Annotated in this window: 10 protein-coding genes; 2 read left to right on the plus strand and 8 right to left on the minus strand. The window is 39.7% G+C overall.

The annotated features are described in order from the left end of the window. The first annotated feature begins 234 nt into the window (after positions 1–234). Positions 235–1,704, plus strand: coding sequence for a M20 family peptidase (locus KMW37_RS13850; RefSeq protein WP_215225240.1), 1,470 nt, complete (start codon positions 235–237; stop codon positions 1,702–1,704). A 47-nt stretch (positions 1,705–1,751) separates the two neighbouring features. Here the strand turns inward: KMW37_RS13850 and KMW37_RS13855 are convergent, their stop codons facing one another. After that, complete coding sequence (locus tag KMW37_RS13855) at positions 1,752–2,750, minus strand: hypothetical protein (protein ID WP_215225241.1); 999 nt, start codon at positions 2,748–2,750, stop codon at positions 1,752–1,754. A 444-nt stretch (positions 2,751–3,194) separates the two neighbouring features. Here KMW37_RS13855 and KMW37_RS13860 point away from each other — a divergent pair, with 444 nt between their 5' ends. Then, positions 3,195–4,280 (plus strand): DUF6544 family protein, encoded by a 1,086-nt coding sequence (locus KMW37_RS13860; protein WP_246581494.1) that lies wholly within the window; start codon positions 3,195–3,197, stop codon positions 4,278–4,280. A gap of 129 nt (positions 4,281–4,409) precedes the next feature. On the opposite strand, the gene KMW37_RS13865 is transcribed toward KMW37_RS13860, so the two are convergent. The 7 genes from KMW37_RS13865 to KMW37_RS13895 form a co-directional block, all read right to left on the minus strand. Further along, on the minus strand, positions 4,410–6,020 hold the full coding sequence (locus KMW37_RS13865; protein ID WP_215225243.1) for an alpha-L-fucosidase: 1,611 nt from the start codon (positions 6,018–6,020) through the stop codon (positions 4,410–4,412). Between the two features lie 275 nt (positions 6,021–6,295). Then, a complete protein-coding gene (locus tag KMW37_RS13870; protein ID WP_246581495.1) occupies positions 6,296–7,924 on the minus strand; it encodes a sodium:solute symporter family protein in 1,629 nt (542 codons plus the stop codon). 184 nt (positions 7,925–8,108) lie between these two features. Next, a complete protein-coding gene (gene betA / locus KMW37_RS13875; protein WP_246581496.1) occupies positions 8,109–9,755 on the minus strand; it encodes a choline dehydrogenase in 1,647 nt (548 codons plus the stop codon). Further along, entirely contained in the window at positions 9,736–11,205 is a 1,470-nt protein-coding gene (gene betB, locus KMW37_RS13880) for a betaine-aldehyde dehydrogenase (protein WP_215225244.1), read from the minus strand. Before betB ends, betA begins: the two co-directional genes overlap by 20 nt. Before the next feature lie 494 nt (positions 11,206–11,699). Further along, positions 11,700–12,803: an AI-2E family transporter gene (locus KMW37_RS13885; protein ID WP_215225245.1), complete on the minus strand. Its 1,104-nt coding sequence runs from the start codon at positions 12,801–12,803 to the stop codon at positions 11,700–11,702. Between the two features lie 584 nt (positions 12,804–13,387). Next, on the minus strand, positions 13,388–13,633 hold the full coding sequence (locus KMW37_RS13890; RefSeq protein WP_215225246.1) for a hypothetical protein: 246 nt from the start codon (positions 13,631–13,633) through the stop codon (positions 13,388–13,390). 189 nt (positions 13,634–13,822) lie between these two features. Beyond that, positions 13,823–16,978, minus strand: coding sequence for an efflux RND transporter permease subunit (locus KMW37_RS13895; protein WP_215225247.1), 3,156 nt, complete (start codon positions 16,976–16,978; stop codon positions 13,823–13,825). Positions 16,979–16,993 lie beyond the last annotated feature (15 nt).

Here is a 16,993-nt window from a genome sequence, read left to right on the forward strand (position 1 = left end):
TTCTTATATTTAATAAGTATACTACTCGTTCATAAATAATTTTTAAGGTCTTCAATTACTGTTTAGCCGGTGCTAAATCACATTTAGGAGTACTCTTTGATTTAGACAACTAATAATTGTAGATCTTATTTCCATCGCACCGAGATCATTTCCCACTAAAAACATTTAGATTAAGAACAGAAAAAATTAATAGGTTGAGAATAAAAGCAAATACAAACTCCAAACTTGCAACAAATGAAACTACAGAAAAAAATCTTCTTCATTTTATTGACAGCTTTATTCATTGTACTGGCTTATATCCTTTTTAATACCTTTACTTTTAAGTCCACACAGGTTACCATTAGTCCTGTTGAAAAAATGGGAATCAATCCCTCATCAATTGAAAACTTTTCAAAGGCTATTCAAATAAAAACCATTTCCCCTGAGAATGAATTAGATTTTGACTCGCTGCAGTTTCGGCAATTTGCTGAGTTTTTAGCATCAAGCTATCCCCTGACCGATTCCCTTCTGGAAAAAAAAATCTTCAACAAATACAGCTTCCTTTACAAATGGCAGGGAAGAGACCCAGAATTAAAACCTATTATCCTTATGGGCCACTTGGATGTGGTTCCAGTAATTCCTGAAAACATACCTGACTGGAAAGAAGCCCCCTTTGGAGGGAAAATTGTGAATGATACGATTTGGGGACGTGGTACCATTGATGACAAAGTAGGTGTAATAGGCATCTTGGAAGCTACTGAATATTTATTAAAATCAGACTTTCAGCCTCAGCGAAGTATTTATTTGGCCTTTGGGCATGATGAGGAAATAGGAGGCCAAAAGGGTGCCATGGCCATTGCTGATTACTTGAAAGAAGAAAATGTCGAAGCAGAGTTTGTCCTTGATGAGGGAGGGAGTATTGTTCAGAATATGGTCCCAGGAATTAAAGGTGATGTAGCATTGATCGGTATTGCTGAAAAAGGTTTTGTCTCATTGGAGTTATCTGTAAAAGTGGAAGGCGGGCATTCATCCATGCCAGAAAAAGAAACGGCCATTGATATTCTCTCCAACGCAATCGTAAAATTAAAAAAAGACCCATTTCCTGCATCTATCTCCTTACCCATTGAAGGCTTTATTAAAAATTTAGGGCCAGAAATGCCTTTTTTCAATAAGATGGTCTTTGCCAACAAGCCCATATTCGAGTCTATCATAATTCGAATCTATGAAGAGTCCGCCTCCGGCAATGCCCTTGTAAGGACCACCATGTCTCCGACAATCTTCAACAGTGGCGTTAAAGAAAATATTATCCCTCAATCAGCAAGGACCACGATTAATTTTAGAATTCTGCCCGGTGAAACCATTGAGACGGTAATTGCTAGAGTGAGGAAAGTGACCGATGATGAACGAATTGCAATCAAAAGCAGCGAATTTATTTCAGAACCTTCTAAAATTTCCAGCACTGATTCATTTGGTTATAAGGAAATCCAAAAAACGATCTCCCAAATTTTCCCATCCACATTAGTAAGCCCTTATTTAGTGGTAGGAGGTACCGACTCAAGGCATTTCAATGAAATATCAGAAAATATTTACAGGTTCTCTGCCATTAAGTTAAATAAGGGAAATATTAAGTCTTTTCACGGACTGAATGAGAGAATCCCTGTGAGTGATTTCGAAAACTCCATCCGTTTCTACCACCAGTTAATCATCAACACCAGCATTCAATAAATGGATGGTAAAAAGTCTGTTCTTTGTTAAGCAACTTAATTGGACTTTCAAAGGCCAAATCTATATGTTGCCATTAACATTAATTGCTGTTTGGTTTTCAAAAAGCTATACTCGGTTTTAAACTGCCATTTTTCATTATGCTGATAGTTAACACCTAGTAGCATACTGTATTCGTGTTCCAGCCTCTTATCAAATTTGTAATATACATTATCATCTGCTACTCCCCTTACCAGTTCATAAGCTGTCTGTTGAGCCAAGCGCTGGGCAAGGGTCAAATCATCCCAATACTCACCATTTCCATTAGGAACTTCATTATTGGTATACTTCTCCCAATGATCATCCAATCGCTGTTTATCCTCTTCACTTATACCCAACGCTTCGTCAAACCCTATATTTCCAGAAGTTCGACTATCCAAATTTTGAAATTGAGCGCCTCCCCATACAGCAAAATACCTGTCCTCCTTTTGAGTTAAAATTCTTCTGATCAACCTTATTCCACTCACCTTGACCAAAACGGGCCTATCCAAGTTTTTATTTGTTGTCCAAGACCAAGAATAATCCATACTTAGGACAACTGGCCCCAAGGGAGCCAAGCCCAGTAAACTCAAGCCATAATATTGGCCCACAATATCAGTGGTGCTCTTAAAATAATCACTCCCAACAACACTAAAACTAATGGTCTGCTCTCCCCAAACCCTGCCATAATAGCCTCCAACTGCAAAAAAAGGCAATAACCAAGCATCACCCCGAAAATTCAAGGTATTGATCCTGCCTTCGGATGGCCCAAAGTCAAGAATCCCTGTCAAATCCCTATAGGTCAAATCGGATTCAGGAGCATTGGGATCGGCTATGGTCATTTCAAAATTCTCCAATACAAGACCCTGCCTATTAAATATAGTACCAACATTCAGTCCAAAAGGCAATGGCAGTTTATAGCCTCTCTCATAAGCCTTATCTCCTAAAAAGGGCAATATATAGGGGTATTTCTTCTCGAGTTCTACGCTGTCCTTCTCTTGGGCTATGACTTGTGTAGGCTTAAGGGCCATACTAAACAATATTAAAATTAAGAAAACAGAAAAAAACCTAGCAAAATAAGAAGCAGCCATATCCATCTTAAATCAATTTTAACTAAGCATAAAATAATACAATTATCGTTAACAAACTACCGTAAAGTATAAATAAGACTTTACACACCCAATTATGGACAGGATTTTTTTACAGATACTTTTTTTGAACTGACCGTTAAATCCCCCGCTTATCAGGGATATATTTTGTTTAAAATCACTGCAGAAAGCTGACTGTTGTTATGGTTTTAAATTTTAAAAGACAGTAAATTAAAGAAACCATAAATTGCTTTCAAATAATCAACTTAAAAGTAGATGTACTTCTATTGACCCCATAATCAATAGAGCAAACAGGATCTAGGTACAATCCCAAGAACATGGTTTATAACTTTTTATTATATCATTAGAAATATGAGATGGGTTTTTATGATCATATTAGCGCTCCATGGGACCATCCATTTGCTTGGGTTTATGAAGGCATTTGGGCTGGCCAATCCATCAGGACTGAGCCAAAAAATCTCCAAACCTTTTGGTATAATTTGGCTCGTGGCTTTTGTACTTTTCTCAAGCACGTTGTTCTTATTTTTAAACAAAAAAGAATCCTGGTGGCTAATGGGTATAATCTCGATTATCCTATCACAGTTTTTGATTTTTATCTTCTGGAAAGACGCCCAATATGGTTCCATCCTCAACTTGATAATTCTTATCCTTTGTCTTCTATCCTATTTAGAGTTCAATTTTCGACAAATGGTAAAAAAGGAAGTCAGTCAAATGAGCTCGGTTTTCAACACTTCTGAAGAGGAAATAATAACAGAGCAAATGATCCAAGACTTACCTGAACCTGTTCAAAAGTGGCTAAGCAAGTCTGGCATCATTGGTCAGCCCATGCCAAAAGACGTGTATTTAGAACAGGAAGCACAGTTACTATTAAAACCTGGTCAAAAAAACTGGATACCTGCGAAAGCGCAACAATATTATACCATCAATCCCCCAACATTCATTTGGTCAGTAAACATGAAAATAAATAAAATAATCCCCCTTAGAGGCAGGGACAAATTTGAAAAAGGCAAGGGAGAAATGAGCATAAAACTATTTTCATTTCTTCCATTAGTACAGGAAAAAGGAGGGGAAAAGTTAAATCAAGCGAGTATGCAAAGATTTTTAGCGGAATTAGTTTGGTTCCCATCTGCCGCAATACAGCCCTATATTTCCTGGGAGGCAATTGACCAAAATACCGCTAAAGCCAACATGAGTTTTAATAACACAAAGGGAAGTGGAATTTTCCATTTTGACGAAGAGGGAAACTTTAAAAAATTCACCTGTCTGCGCTTTAAGGAAAATGATGATGGAGCTCCAACTGAATGGACGGTAATTGCTACCCAAACGGGAATAATTAACGGAATAAAAATCCCCACAGCCTGTGAGGTTAACTGGAGTCTACCAAATGGCGATTGGAACTGGTATAAAATAAAGATCAATAATTTGGCATACAATCAATTACCAAGCCCCTAAAGCAAGCCCAGATAAAGTGTTTCATTTTGGCATCCTATATTTGGGCTTGCTTTTAGGCTTCACTTATTCCACCACCTTCAAATAGCATCAAAGCTCCTTTTGTAAATCACTTTATGACCTCTTAAAAAATTATAAAACACCCTTTATTTTAAATACCGCAGCAAAATTATTTGGCCTTTCTGATGGAACAGAAAGAACAAGCTTTTCTGCCATTTGATTAAAACCAATCTGATCATTGCTTCCAATCATTTCGACAGAAGTAATCTTACCTACTTTTTGCTTAGAATTCCTACCCAATGATGAAAGCTCGATATCTCCTGCCTTGGGGTTTAGCACAATTACATACAAAACATCCCCTTTGGTCACAAATCTCACTTCATCATGACCATATTCAGGGCTCTCAATAGTTCTTTCATTAAAATGCCCAGACTTCTGCTGTTCTTTCAAGGCCTGAATATCCGTTTCGGTTACTCCAGAGTCATCTGATCTAAGGTATGAATCCAAATTATCTCCATAGATCACCCAAGGCTTTGTCGCATAGATAGCTTCACTGTTAAGGTTAACCCAAGCTCCAATATCATCAAGCATCACCTTTTGTTCTGCAGGAATTGTCCCATCCCCTTTGAGCTCAACGTTCAACAATAGATTCCCATTTTTACTCATATAATCTGCCAAAAGCTCAATAATGGTTCGGGCATTCTGCTTGTATGCTAAATTTTCAGGATCCTCCTTGTAGAACCAGGTACGCAATGTAGTAATTCCTTGCCATGGATAAGGCAATATTTCATCGGCTCCTCCACGCTCAATATCCTTCACCAAAAGAGGCTCTTCACTGATTTTTCCAGCAATCACTGCATCAACCTCCCCATTTTTTTCCAATTTGTGATTGAAAAATGCTTCGCAGACCTGCTTTCCATATTCATCGTAGGGAAAGCCATAACCATCAAACCAAAGCATATCAATATCATATTTGGTCACTAGTTCTGTATGCCTCAAAGCCCAATTTCTTTTCACCTCTTCGATATATTCAGGTGTTCTTTTTTCAGGTGGCAATCCATACAAATCTGCAGGATTTAATCCTTCCCACCATTTTCCTTCTCCATCTTCAACGGTCATATAACCATCATAAGGAACATCTTTATAGACTCCTGAAGTATCCGCTCCAAAAGCAGGAAGCCACCATGAAAGAAACCTGTCATCATGGGAGCTAACACCATAGGGCATATCATATTTGGCACAGGAAAGTTCAAACTCTTTAATAATGTCCCTTTTTGGCCCCATATTTACTGAATTCCATGGATGGTAAGTGGAATTAAAGTTATCAAAATGGTCATGGTGGTTCGCCAAAGCGACAAAATATTTTGCACCAAGTTGTTTAAAATATTTTACTAAGGCATCAGTATCCAAATTCTCTGCCTTCCATTCATTTAATACATCCTTATAACCAATTATTGAAGGATGACCATATGTTTTGTTATGGTATGCATAGGCGTTTTTCCCCCATTTTTGACGCCCAACATCCTGTTGGTACATATGACGAGCATACCAGCCGCCGCCCTGCATGGGTTCTGTCTGAGCTCCCCAATGGACCCAAATACCAAAGCGGGCTTCAGTGTACCAAGCTGGAAACTGATATTCCTCTCTCATGTCCTCCCAAGAAACCTTCGCCTCTTGAGAAAAAGCTGGCCCACCAATAAAAGCTGCTAAGAGTAAAATCAATATTAATTTTATCCTTTTCATTTCCGGTAATTTATTAATTATAATTTCTTGCTAAAATTGAAGAATATTTCTTTTAACCATTAAAGATTCTTAAGATGCTCAGGAGTACACCTAATTAGCAAGGGACTCCCTTGAGTTAGGCATTCCCCAAAATCTTCTTGGTATCAATCTGACAAAACTAATTGAATTAGGCCGTTTGGACAAATTCAATAACTGCAAACACACCAAAATGCGGAACCAGTATAACTAAAGGCCCAGAATATTCAGAAGAAGTTCAAAATTATTATCTTTTCTTATCAGGAATGCTTCTCAATCCTAAGTGATTTGGGTGGGTCGTACTTTCCCGTCATTCGTGAAACAAGTATAATGGTCACCAAGCCTGCCAACATAGCCACCGTACGGTATGGAAACAACACCATTCCATCCTTAATCATCGGATAGTCGATTATTATTGGAATCCCCAGTGTTGGGTCACCACCTCCCATTCGAAGAATAAATGCTACGATAAAACCTGTCAATGATCCTATTGCATTGGCCTTTTTATAGTACAAAGCGGTCAGTAATTGAGGGAAGAGGAGGGTATACACCAGGTCACTACACAAGAACCAAAGAGCATAAACACTTTGTATTTTCAAGGCTAACAAGGTTGCTGTTATCCCAATAATCCAAATACTGCGTTTGATCACTTTCATGAGATCCTTATTACTAATTTTCGGATTTACCAAGGGCCTGAAAATATTCCAGCTGGCCATAGATGAAGCCGAAAGTATCGATGAATCAACCGAAGACATCACTGCTGCGGCAATGGCTCCTAAGCCCACAGTAGCCAACATTCCTGGAGTAAGATAGCGAACTACATATGGTAAAATCAAAGAAGCATCCTCTGGAGGTCCCTGGGCACCCAAAGCCTCCCAAGATGGAACAGCCACTCCGATGATGCCGATTATAATAGCAGGAATAGCCGACAACATACAGACAAAGCCGGCAATTACTGATAGCCTAACAGCTGTTTTGGTGTTTTTTGATGAAAGAACACGCTGAAAGTACACCTGCCAAGGAATCCCTCCAAAAACCAACAGCAGCATATTGTCCCACCAGTTAAGGTAGTAGTCACCCAGATTTTCTTTTGAAGGAATAAAAGTGGCCAGGTTCCCCATCTTCTCGCGATAAACTCCCCAAGCATAGTCCCATCCACCTACTTCCTTCAGTCCAAAAGGAACAATAATCACCAGGCCTACAAGCAAAAAGACCAATTGTACCACGTCCGTCAACGCAACAGCCCATAAGCCCCCGATTGCAGTATATGCTATTGCAATAAAGGCGGAAAGAATAATAGCCGTCTGTATGTCAAGCCCCAAAATAGTGGCAAAAGTAGCTCCCAATGCAGTCAAAATAGCTGCGGTCCAAAAGACCTCTCCCAATAATGCTGGTAAGAAAAGTACTGCCGACATCCGTGTTCCAAAACGCTGAGCCAAAGGATCTATCATGGTTTGAAATTCAAAATGTCGCATTCTGCGCGCAAAGAACAATCCCCCAATGATAAGACTAAGGCTATATCCCCAAGGAGCCTGCACCCAAATCAAACCAAAGGAAGCATCATAAGTACTTTCTGCTGCCCCATTGATATATCCACCACCTACCCAAGTAGCACTCATCGTAAAGATCGCTACCCACAGCGGAATCTTACGGCCTGCCAACATTACATCAGTAACTGAATTCTCCTTTTTTAAATTAGCCGCATAAGTGCCCATAAAAAAAATGAGCCCATAAAACAGCACCATGGAAATATATCCTGGCCAATAAATATTGCTATCCTGGTAATAATGTAGAAATAGCCCCGCCAAACTTAGCGAAACAATCAAAATCAGTGTTGGAAGCAGATTTTTTATCAATTGAGCAATCATTACTTGCTGATTTCTTTGCATAAGACAATAATTTGCGAACCACCTACCTTGTGGTGACGAAACATTAAAATTGGGACAGTCCTTTTTAATGGAGTTGGCTTCTGGGGAATTCCGTTATAGAGGGGAATAGCTGAACAATGTCAACTATTGAACTTTAAAAACAATCATACCAGATCCTTATTTGGGATCCGGTATGACAAGCTTATCAAACATCTTCAGGGTCAAGCGGGCTATTTCCCAAAATCATATCTGCTGCTTTTTCTGCAATCATCAATGTAGGGGCATATATATTCCCATTGGTGATAAATGGCATCACTGAGGCGTCAACAACCCTCAGGTTCTCTACCCCATGAACTCTTAATTCGCTGTCCACTACAGCCATTTCATCATAGCCCATTTTACAAGTACAACTTGGGTGATAGGCACTTTCGCCCTCACGAGCTACCCAGTCAAGAATCTCTTCATCTGTTTGCACATCCTTGCCCGGAGACAATTCTTCGCCCCTGATATCCTCCATAGCTTTGGTTTCAATGAGTTCCCGGGTTTTGTGAATTGCCGCCACCCAATTCCTTCTTTCATCCTCAGTAGAAAGATAGTTAAAAAAGATACTTGGATGCTCATAAGGGTCAGCAGATTTTATTTTCACGTGACCTCGAACATCGGAATTCATCGGCCCCACATGTAACTGGAACCCATGCCCTTTCACTGGAGTACTTCCGTCATAACGGATCGCCAGGGGTAAGAAATGATATTGTAGGTTCGGATATTCTTTATCATCATGGCTCTTGATAAATCCTCCGGCCTCAAAATGATTAGTAGCACCTGCTCCTTTCCGGCGGAAAAGCCAGTTAAAACCAATCAATGGCGCACGCCAAGGACTAAGCGAAGGATATTCACTGATCGGCTTTTTACATTTCCACTGAATGTAAACCTCCAAATGGTCTTGCAAATTCTCCCCGACACCTGGCAAATGATGAACAGGTTCTATGCCTAGCTGCCTTAATTCATCAGCATTACCTATTCCTGAAAGCTGTAGCAATGTGGGCGAATTAATAGCTCCGCCGCAACTGATAATCTCATTACCGAATACTTGCTGCACCTCACCTTTATGCTTGAACTCAACACCTATGGCCTTTTTTCCTTTGAACAAAATACGATGGGCCATAGCTTGTGTAAGTACGGTCAAATTCTGCCTATCCTTTATAGGCTTAAGATATGCTCGAGAGGTGCTCATTCTGCGAGAACGATAGATGGATTGATCAAACTTACCAAAACCTTCTTGATGCGCACCATTTACGTCATCGGTGAGTGGATATCCAGCCTCCTTAACTGATTCAAAAAAAGCTTTAAATAAAGGATTTTTATTCTCAGGTGTAGTTAGCTTCAGAGGCCCTTTGTTACCATGGTATTTATCAGGACCGATCAACCGGTGCTCCAATCTTTTAAAATAGGGCAAACAGTGGGCGTAATCCCAATCTTCCAAGCCTTTTTCCTTGGACCACTTTTCAAAATCCAACTTGTTTCCTCGGATCCAAATCATCCCATTGATGCTACTGGATCCTCCTAGCAATTTCCCGCGAGGCTGGGCAATTCGTCTATTCTTCATATGGGGTTCCTCATCTGAAGAGTAAGCCCAGTTATAAAAAGTCCCAGTCAACAAATAGCTCAATGCCGCTGGCATGTGAATTCTAAAATCTAATTTATAATCTGGGCGTCCAGCTTCAAGCACTAAAACCTGATTGTTTGGATCAGCACTCAGACGGTTGGCCAATACCAGGCCAGCACTTCCTCCCCCCACAATAACGTAATCATACTGCATTTCTCTTCTTTCTTTATCGGTAAGGTGAATCAATTTTGTCCATTTCTACATACACTGTCTTAAGTTGAGTATAAGCTTCTATAGTTGCCAATCCGTTTTCTTTTCCAAACCCAGACTGTTTGTAAGGTCCAAATGGAATTTCCACTGGAGTGATATTGTAATTATTTATCCAACACATCCCTGCTTCCAAATGATCAACCATGCGGTGGGCTCTTTGTAGGTCCCTGGTGAAAATTCCTGCTGCCAAACCATAAATGGTATCATTCGCTTTTCGAATCACCTCCTCCTCTGTTTTAAACGGCAATACGGTCATTACTGGACCGAAAATCTCCTCTTTCGCAATTATGGCCTCCTCATTTTCAGTATAGAAAATAGTCGGCTCAATAAAATACCCCTGGTTCAACTGAACATTATGATGATTTTGGAACCTATTTCCTCCATACATCAGGTTTGCTTCTTTTTTGCCTTGATCAATATATCCCAGCACCTTTTCCATATGTTCCTGACTGATCAATGCTCCTATATGAGTTCTCATGTCCATAGGATCCCCGGTGATCAATTTCTTGGTCTTTTCAATCAATTTTTCCAAAAACACTTCCTTAACGGATTCCTCCACATATACTCGAGTGCCATTGGAACAAATTTCCCCTTGGGTATAAAAATTGGCAATCATTGCACCCTGTACTGCTTCATCAAGATCAGCATCTTCGCAAATGATCAATGGTGATTTTCCCCCAAGTTCCAAAGTCACATGCTTTAATGTTTCCGCTGCTGCAGCCATTACTTTTTTACCTGTACCTACTTCACCTGTAAGGGATACTTTTTTAATAGCCGGATGCGCAGTGAGCATCTTTCCTACCTCTGCATCTCCCTGCACTATATTGAAAACCCCATCTGGAAGTCCTGCTTCCTTATATACCTCCGCCAAAAAAACCGCCGAAAGGGGTGTAAGTTCAGCAGGCTTAAAAATCATGGCATTTCCACAAGCTAAAGCCGGCCCTGATTTCCAACAGGCAATCTGAATAGGGTAATTCCATGCACCAATTCCTGCAACTACTCCCAGTGGTTCACGACGCGTATATGCAAAGGATCCACCCAGATCATGGTAATCCCCTTTGATTGTTGGTGCCAATCCAGCATAGTATTCAATAGCATCAGCCCCCGAAATTATATCTACTGAAATAGCTTCTGAAAGGGGTTTGCCCGTATCCATCACCTCTATCTTCGCCAATTCTTCATTGCGTTCACGAAGTATATCTGCCGCTTTCTTCAAAACACGGCCCCTCTCCGTCCCTGTCATTTTTGACCATACCTCGAAACCTCTTTGCGCAGAGATTACGGCCTTTTCTACATCAGCAGCAGAGGCTTGTCCAACTTCTGAAATTAACTGAGCATTAGAAGGATTAATATTGGCTAAATACTTTTCGGACGTAGAGTGCTGACGCTCTCCATTATAAAAGAGCTGCCTTGAATCTATATTCATTTTTTACTTGGAATAGTTAACAACTATTGTTTTAAGATATCATAACATATTTGGCCAAATCTTTATCAGCCAAAAACATGTTACAAACTTTAGGAGTCAGATTGAACTCTAATATATTGATTGAACATTCAATATATTAAATCAAATTTACAAAAATCATCCTTTTTAAAAAATTTCATCAATCCTGATCTTACCGGAAATAAAATTTGCCCAATGCTTATTCGACATATTCAGGCTTTTTCCAACAAATAACTTCCAATATTTTTCTTAAATCTAAAGTACTCTCCTCCATTTCTGAGACACCCCATCAATCAAGCACCAAATAATACTGATATACAGATAGTTAAACCACAAAACAACCTATATAAAACCATTATATTCCAAGTCTCAACTTAGATAAAAGGTCTATTTTCAGTTTACACATTTTCACAACACCAATCTTTACAACAGTAAATAATAAATGATTTCTAGATTGAACTCAAAACCTAGACATTTTAGGAAGCTCCACTCTTGGGAACTTGGCTTTCGTCACTTTCAAGTGAATCATTATCTTCCTCAATCCACTCCATAATCAAAGTATAGCCCAATGAAACAATTATTGCTCCTGTAAAAAGCCCCACAAAGCCCTTAACAGCAAATCCCCCGATCACTCCAAGAAATATTACTATCATGGGCACCGTAGCCCCTTTGCCCAAAAGCATGGGTTTTAACACATTATCCGAAAGTCCCGCCGCAAACAAATACAGTGACCAAAGTGCGGCCACCAATGGGCTAAGTGACGAGAACAACCATATTACCGCTGGTATAACCACCAAAAGGGAGGGCAGCTGTAGGATAGATAAAATAAGTACTACAAGAGTCCAAACACCCGCATAGGGAATTCCTGCCAATACTAATCCAATACCTATAAGAATGGTTTGCAATATAGCCACTCCAAGTACACCTTTAACCACATTCGTTACCGTTTTGGCTATGATATTCGCAAATTTATCGCCCCTGCTTCCAACCAGTTTTCTAAAAAACATCTTGCCATATTTCTCACTTTGGGGATTGGCAAGCAAAAATCCGGCGATAATGGTAGCTACAAAAATCTGAAAAATCCCAGCACCAAAACTTTTGAGACCTTCAAAAATGACCTTGCCATATTCATGGATTTCCTCATTATATTTTGAAATAAATGCTTCTAAGTCCTGGGAAGCCTGGGTCCATAACTGATACAGGTCAGCCCCAATCAAAGGCCAATCGGCTATATCCTCTCTTGGAGGGGGAATAGTAAGACTTCCGCTTTTAAGTTCCTCACTTAGTTCCTTGACTCCATGAACAGTCGCATCAAAGAAAAAATAGGAAGGTATAATTATTATTAGAACCCCAATCAAAACTATAAAAAAGGCTGTTCGACTGGGTTTGTTTCCAATTTTACCGTTTAAACTTTTGAATGCCGGAAATAAGGCTAATGCTAATATGATTCCCCACAAAATTACATCGAAAAATGGAGATAATATTTGCAGTAGCCAAGCTAGAAGCAATAGCAGGAAAATAATCCTAATCGTAATTTCAACTGCCAGACTAATGCTCTCATTCAGGTTTTCCTTTTCCATATTTACCCTTTTTTATTTGGTACAGATTTATAACTACTGGGAATTGGTAAAATAATATGGTAAGCTTAGTTTACTATTTTGCGTTCTTGCTATTCTAATTCTTAAAACATTCCACAGCAAGAACCATAGGCACAAAGAAATTTTCACTCAGTTGATCTGGTATATAATTTACAGATATTTTACACTATTAACCAATGAGTTAGTATCCAATCTCTTAGAAATTTAAACAATCTATGCTTATGACTAAAAATTCGGGAACTATTCCCTCAATCACTAACTATTAATGACCAGTATAAACTGAACACTAACTATTAAAACAATAAGGATAAAAAGTGAATAAGTATCTTAATTACAACTAAAGGTACCCTAGCAAATGAAGGTTTAAAGAAACCTAATTTTATATTTTAAAAGTAAAAAGGGGGTAAGCCTCTATAGAGCATCAAAACCAATATCTTCCTAATAGTGAAACAGCTAAAAGGACATGTAAAAAAGATGGGGCCCATACATTCCCAAAAGACTTGTCCATGGGCCCCCATATCAGTATCGACTAACACGAAACGGGTAAAGACTCTGTTAATTCCTCCTTAATTCTGATACTGAAGCATATGATCAATCAATTCGACTGGGCTTCTAAAAGACTGAGCTACCTCTTCCTGCAACTCCACCTTTAGGGCATCTTCTACGTCATAGATAAGACCATCCAAAAACACCCTGTCAAAGCCCATATCCTCCATAAAGTAGGATTGCTTTTGCTTAGAGATGGGAGCAATACCATATTTTCCCATTACCTGAATGATGGTTTTAAGCTTGGAATAATTATTGGTTTTCATAGCTTTTTATTTTTTAGGACGAGACAAAAACCAATTTTGTCTCAATAGTTTGTAAATCAATTCAATAAGAAGACACGTTGATACATTAATACCCTTAGTAGAAAAGGGCTGCACGGAAAATTAACCTGACTTTACTATCAACAAATAACTTTCACAGATCAACAACCGCGCATGCCCATTCACACACAATTAATAAACATACTCAGCCACTTCTGACTCAGATTCATCAAGTTCAGTCTCTTCAATCTGAATTTCCTTCTTCTTGTCTTTGCCAAACTTCGCCAAGATCCTATCGAAAATATAATAGATCACAGGTACTACTACCATGGTAAGGAACATGGAAGAGATCAGTCCCCCAATCAGTGCCCAAGCCAAACCATTTTTCCATTCAGCACCTGCTCCGGAGGCCAATGCGATCGGCAACATCCCAAATACCATTGCCAGTGTAGTCATCAGAATAGGGCGAAAACGAATCTCAACAGCTTTGTACAAAGCAGCCTTCACTTCCATGCCTGCATCTTTTAGCTGATTGGTAAAGTCCACCAACATAATGGCGTTTTTAGCTACCAATCCCATCAGCATGATCAGACCTAGAATACTGAAAATACTTAATGAAGAACCTGTCAATGCCAAGGCCAATAAAGCTCCGATGATGGCAAGTGGCAGGGAGAACATTACTACAAATGGATATACATAATTGTCATAAAGGGCTACCATGATCAAATAAATCAGCAGTATGGATGCCAACAAGGCGATTCCCAAACTACCAAATCCATCCTCTTGCCTTTTAAGATCACCATCAAAAGAAACAGCAACTTCTTTTGGCAATTCCATCTTACTAACTAATTCCTTGACCTCTGTCCCCACTGTACCGACCGGTCTGCCTGAAACTTGGGATTGTATGGTTACGGAGCTTATCCTGTCCTGTCTTTGTAACTTACTTGGTCCCTCTGAAGGAATCGCTTTGGCAAATTGTTTTAATAGGATTGACTGACCTCTTTGATTGACAAATGCCAGGTTTTCTATGTCCGAAACAGATTTCCTGTCAAATTCATCCATACGAATATTGATGTCATATTCATAGTCGCCATCTCTAAATTTAGTATCTGTATTTCCATTAAAAGCTACCTGCATAGTGCCTCCGACCATGGCCATGTCCAAGCCCAGATCAGCCATTTTAGCCCTATCTACCTCAACACGAATTTCTGGATTGCCGTCTTCCAAGGAAGTTTCTATCTTTCTGGTACCTGGTATCTTCTCCATCTCCGCCATTACCTTATCAGAAAATTCCTTCAATACTCCCAAGTCAGGTCCAGAAACTACTACCTGAATGGGCGCATCATTGGCCGTACCAGTTATACTGATAGGAACAGCTGTAAATTCCGCCCCAACAACATTCTCTTCCAGTGCAATTTCCATTTCTTTGGCAAATTCAGGAGCAGTCACGGCTCTTTGCTCTGGTCCTACCATTTTTACAGTAATCTCAGCAGCATATGGGGTAGTCTGGCTTCCTGACATTCCTGAAGTTTGGCCAACAGTGGTAAATACATCTGTAACCTGAGGATATTCCATCATGAAATTCTCCACTTCCCTAGTCGTAAAATTGGTCTCCTCCAAGGTGGCTGATTTTGGCAATTCCAATCGCATGATGAATTCCCCTTTATCTCCCTCACTAACAAACTCACTTCCGATAAACCCATTGCTTACCAATAGAAAAGAAGAAATAAATAGTACAAAAGTAACTGCTAGTGTGATGATTTTGTGGTTAAACGCCCATTTCAAGATTCCGGTCAACCAAGCAATTATCCCATCTAACATTTTTTCAAATCCATTCACTATCCTTCCGAAAATGCTTTTCGGGTTGATATGTTCCAGCTTTGTGAACCTAGAGGTCAATAGAGGAATCAGGGTAAATGCCACCAATAAACTCATTAATGTTGCTACTGCCACAGTAATACTGAATTGGGTCAAAATTCCAGAAATCAGCCCTCCAGTCAAGGACAGCGGCACAAACACCACAACAATTACCAAAGTAATGGAAGTTACCGTACCACCAATTTCCCGAATACCATCATAGGAAGCCTGAATAGCTGTTTTACCTTTTTCCATATGACGGTAAATATTCTCAATAACCACAATGGCATCATCCACTAAAATCCCCACCACCAATGACAAGGCCAGCAGACTCATCAAGTTCAAGGTAAATCCAGCCATGTACATCACCGTAAAGGTGGCTATGATAGAAGCAGGAACCGCAATCATTACAATAACCGCATTTCTGAAACTGTGCAGGAACAATAACATGATCACCGCTACCAAGACCACAGCAATTACCAAATCATGAATAACTGCATTGGCAGCTTCCAAGGTAAATTCTGAGGAATCCTGGGAAATCTCAAATTTCAAGCCCTGTGACTGATAGGTTGTTTCCAATTGTGCCAAAGCTTGATTAACCTTCTCAGCTACATCCACAGCATTTGCATCTGATTGCTTCTGTATGCTTAAACCAATCGCTGTATTTCCATTCAATCTGCTGAGCACTTCATCATCCTTTTGCGAATCCACTACCTCGGCGATATCTTGGATTTTCACTGGCGAACCATCTTTATAACTGACGATAAGCTCACCTATTTCATTCACTGACTTAAACTTCCCTGCTAATCGAATCAGAATTTGTTCATCATCACTTTTTAATTTACCAGTTGGAAAATCAAGGTTGGCCTGCGCAATGGCTTGATTGACCTGCAAGGGGGAAATCCCATAGGCTTCCATTTTATTCAAGTCCAAATTGACTTTAATCTCTCTTTCGGTACCTCCCAAAAGGTTAACCTGTGCCACTCCATCTATCTGAGCCAATGTAGGCTGGATTCGCTGATCCATTAGATCGTAAAACTCGGTAGAGGATAGGGAGGAATTAGCTCCCATTTGCATAATCGGCATATCATCCAAACTGAATTTTCCCAATGAAGGAGGATCTGCATCTTCAGGTAGGTCCCCCAGTACCGCATCTATTTTTCTTTGGGCATCCTGCAGGATAATATCAACGTCCACATCATCATCTAATTCAATGGTAATGATGGAAAAACTTTCCAAAGAAGTAGACTTCATCACATCAATTCCCTCTAGGGATGCCAGTGCATCTTCTAATTTTCTGGTTACGGAATTTTCCACTTCGGATGGAGCCGCTCCTGGATAAAGCGTAGAAACCGTTACCACATTCGAAGAGAACTTTGGCAAAAGTTCATAGGACATTTGACTGTAGGAAAAAAGCCCCAACAAAGTCAAAATTGTAAACAGTACCACCACAATAGTGGACCGTTGTATGGATACTTTCGTTATTTGCATTTCCTTGATTTTTAT

Origin of the sequence: Echinicola shivajiensis (genome assembly GCF_018642165.1) — a bacterium.
Lineage (GTDB): Bacteria > Bacteroidota > Bacteroidia > Cytophagales > Cyclobacteriaceae > Echinicola > Echinicola shivajiensis.

Bases quoted from the DNA above. Each gene is read 5' to 3' on its own strand.
- KMW37_RS13850 (WP_215225240.1), top strand. From the start codon at position 235: ATGAAACTACAGAAAAAAATCTTCTTCATTTTATTGACAGCTTTATTC.
- KMW37_RS13855 (WP_215225241.1), bottom strand. From the start codon at position 2,750: ATGGCCCTTAAGCCTACACAAGTCATAGCCCAAGAGAAGGACAGCGTA.
- KMW37_RS13860 (WP_246581494.1), top strand. From the start codon at position 3,195: ATGATCATATTAGCGCTCCATGGGACCATCCATTTGCTTGGGTTTATG.
- KMW37_RS13865 (WP_215225243.1), bottom strand. From the start codon at position 6,020: ATGAAAAGGATAAAATTAATATTGATTTTACTCTTAGCAGCTTTTATT.
- KMW37_RS13870 (WP_246581495.1), bottom strand. From the start codon at position 7,924: ATGCAAAGAAATCAGCAAGTAATGATTGCTCAATTGATAAAAAATCTG.
- betB (WP_215225244.1), bottom strand. From the start codon at position 11,205: ATGAATATAGATTCAAGGCAGCTCTTTTATAATGGAGAGCGTCAGCAC.
- KMW37_RS13885 (WP_215225245.1), bottom strand. From the start codon at position 12,803: ATGGAAAAGGAAAACCTGAATGAGAGCATTAGTCTGGCAGTTGAAATT.
- KMW37_RS13890 (WP_215225246.1), bottom strand. From the start codon at position 13,633: ATGAAAACCAATAATTATTCCAAGCTTAAAACCATCATTCAGGTAATG.
- KMW37_RS13895 (WP_215225247.1), bottom strand. From the start codon at position 16,978: ATGCAAATAACGAAAGTATCCATACAACGGTCCACTATTGTGGTGGTA.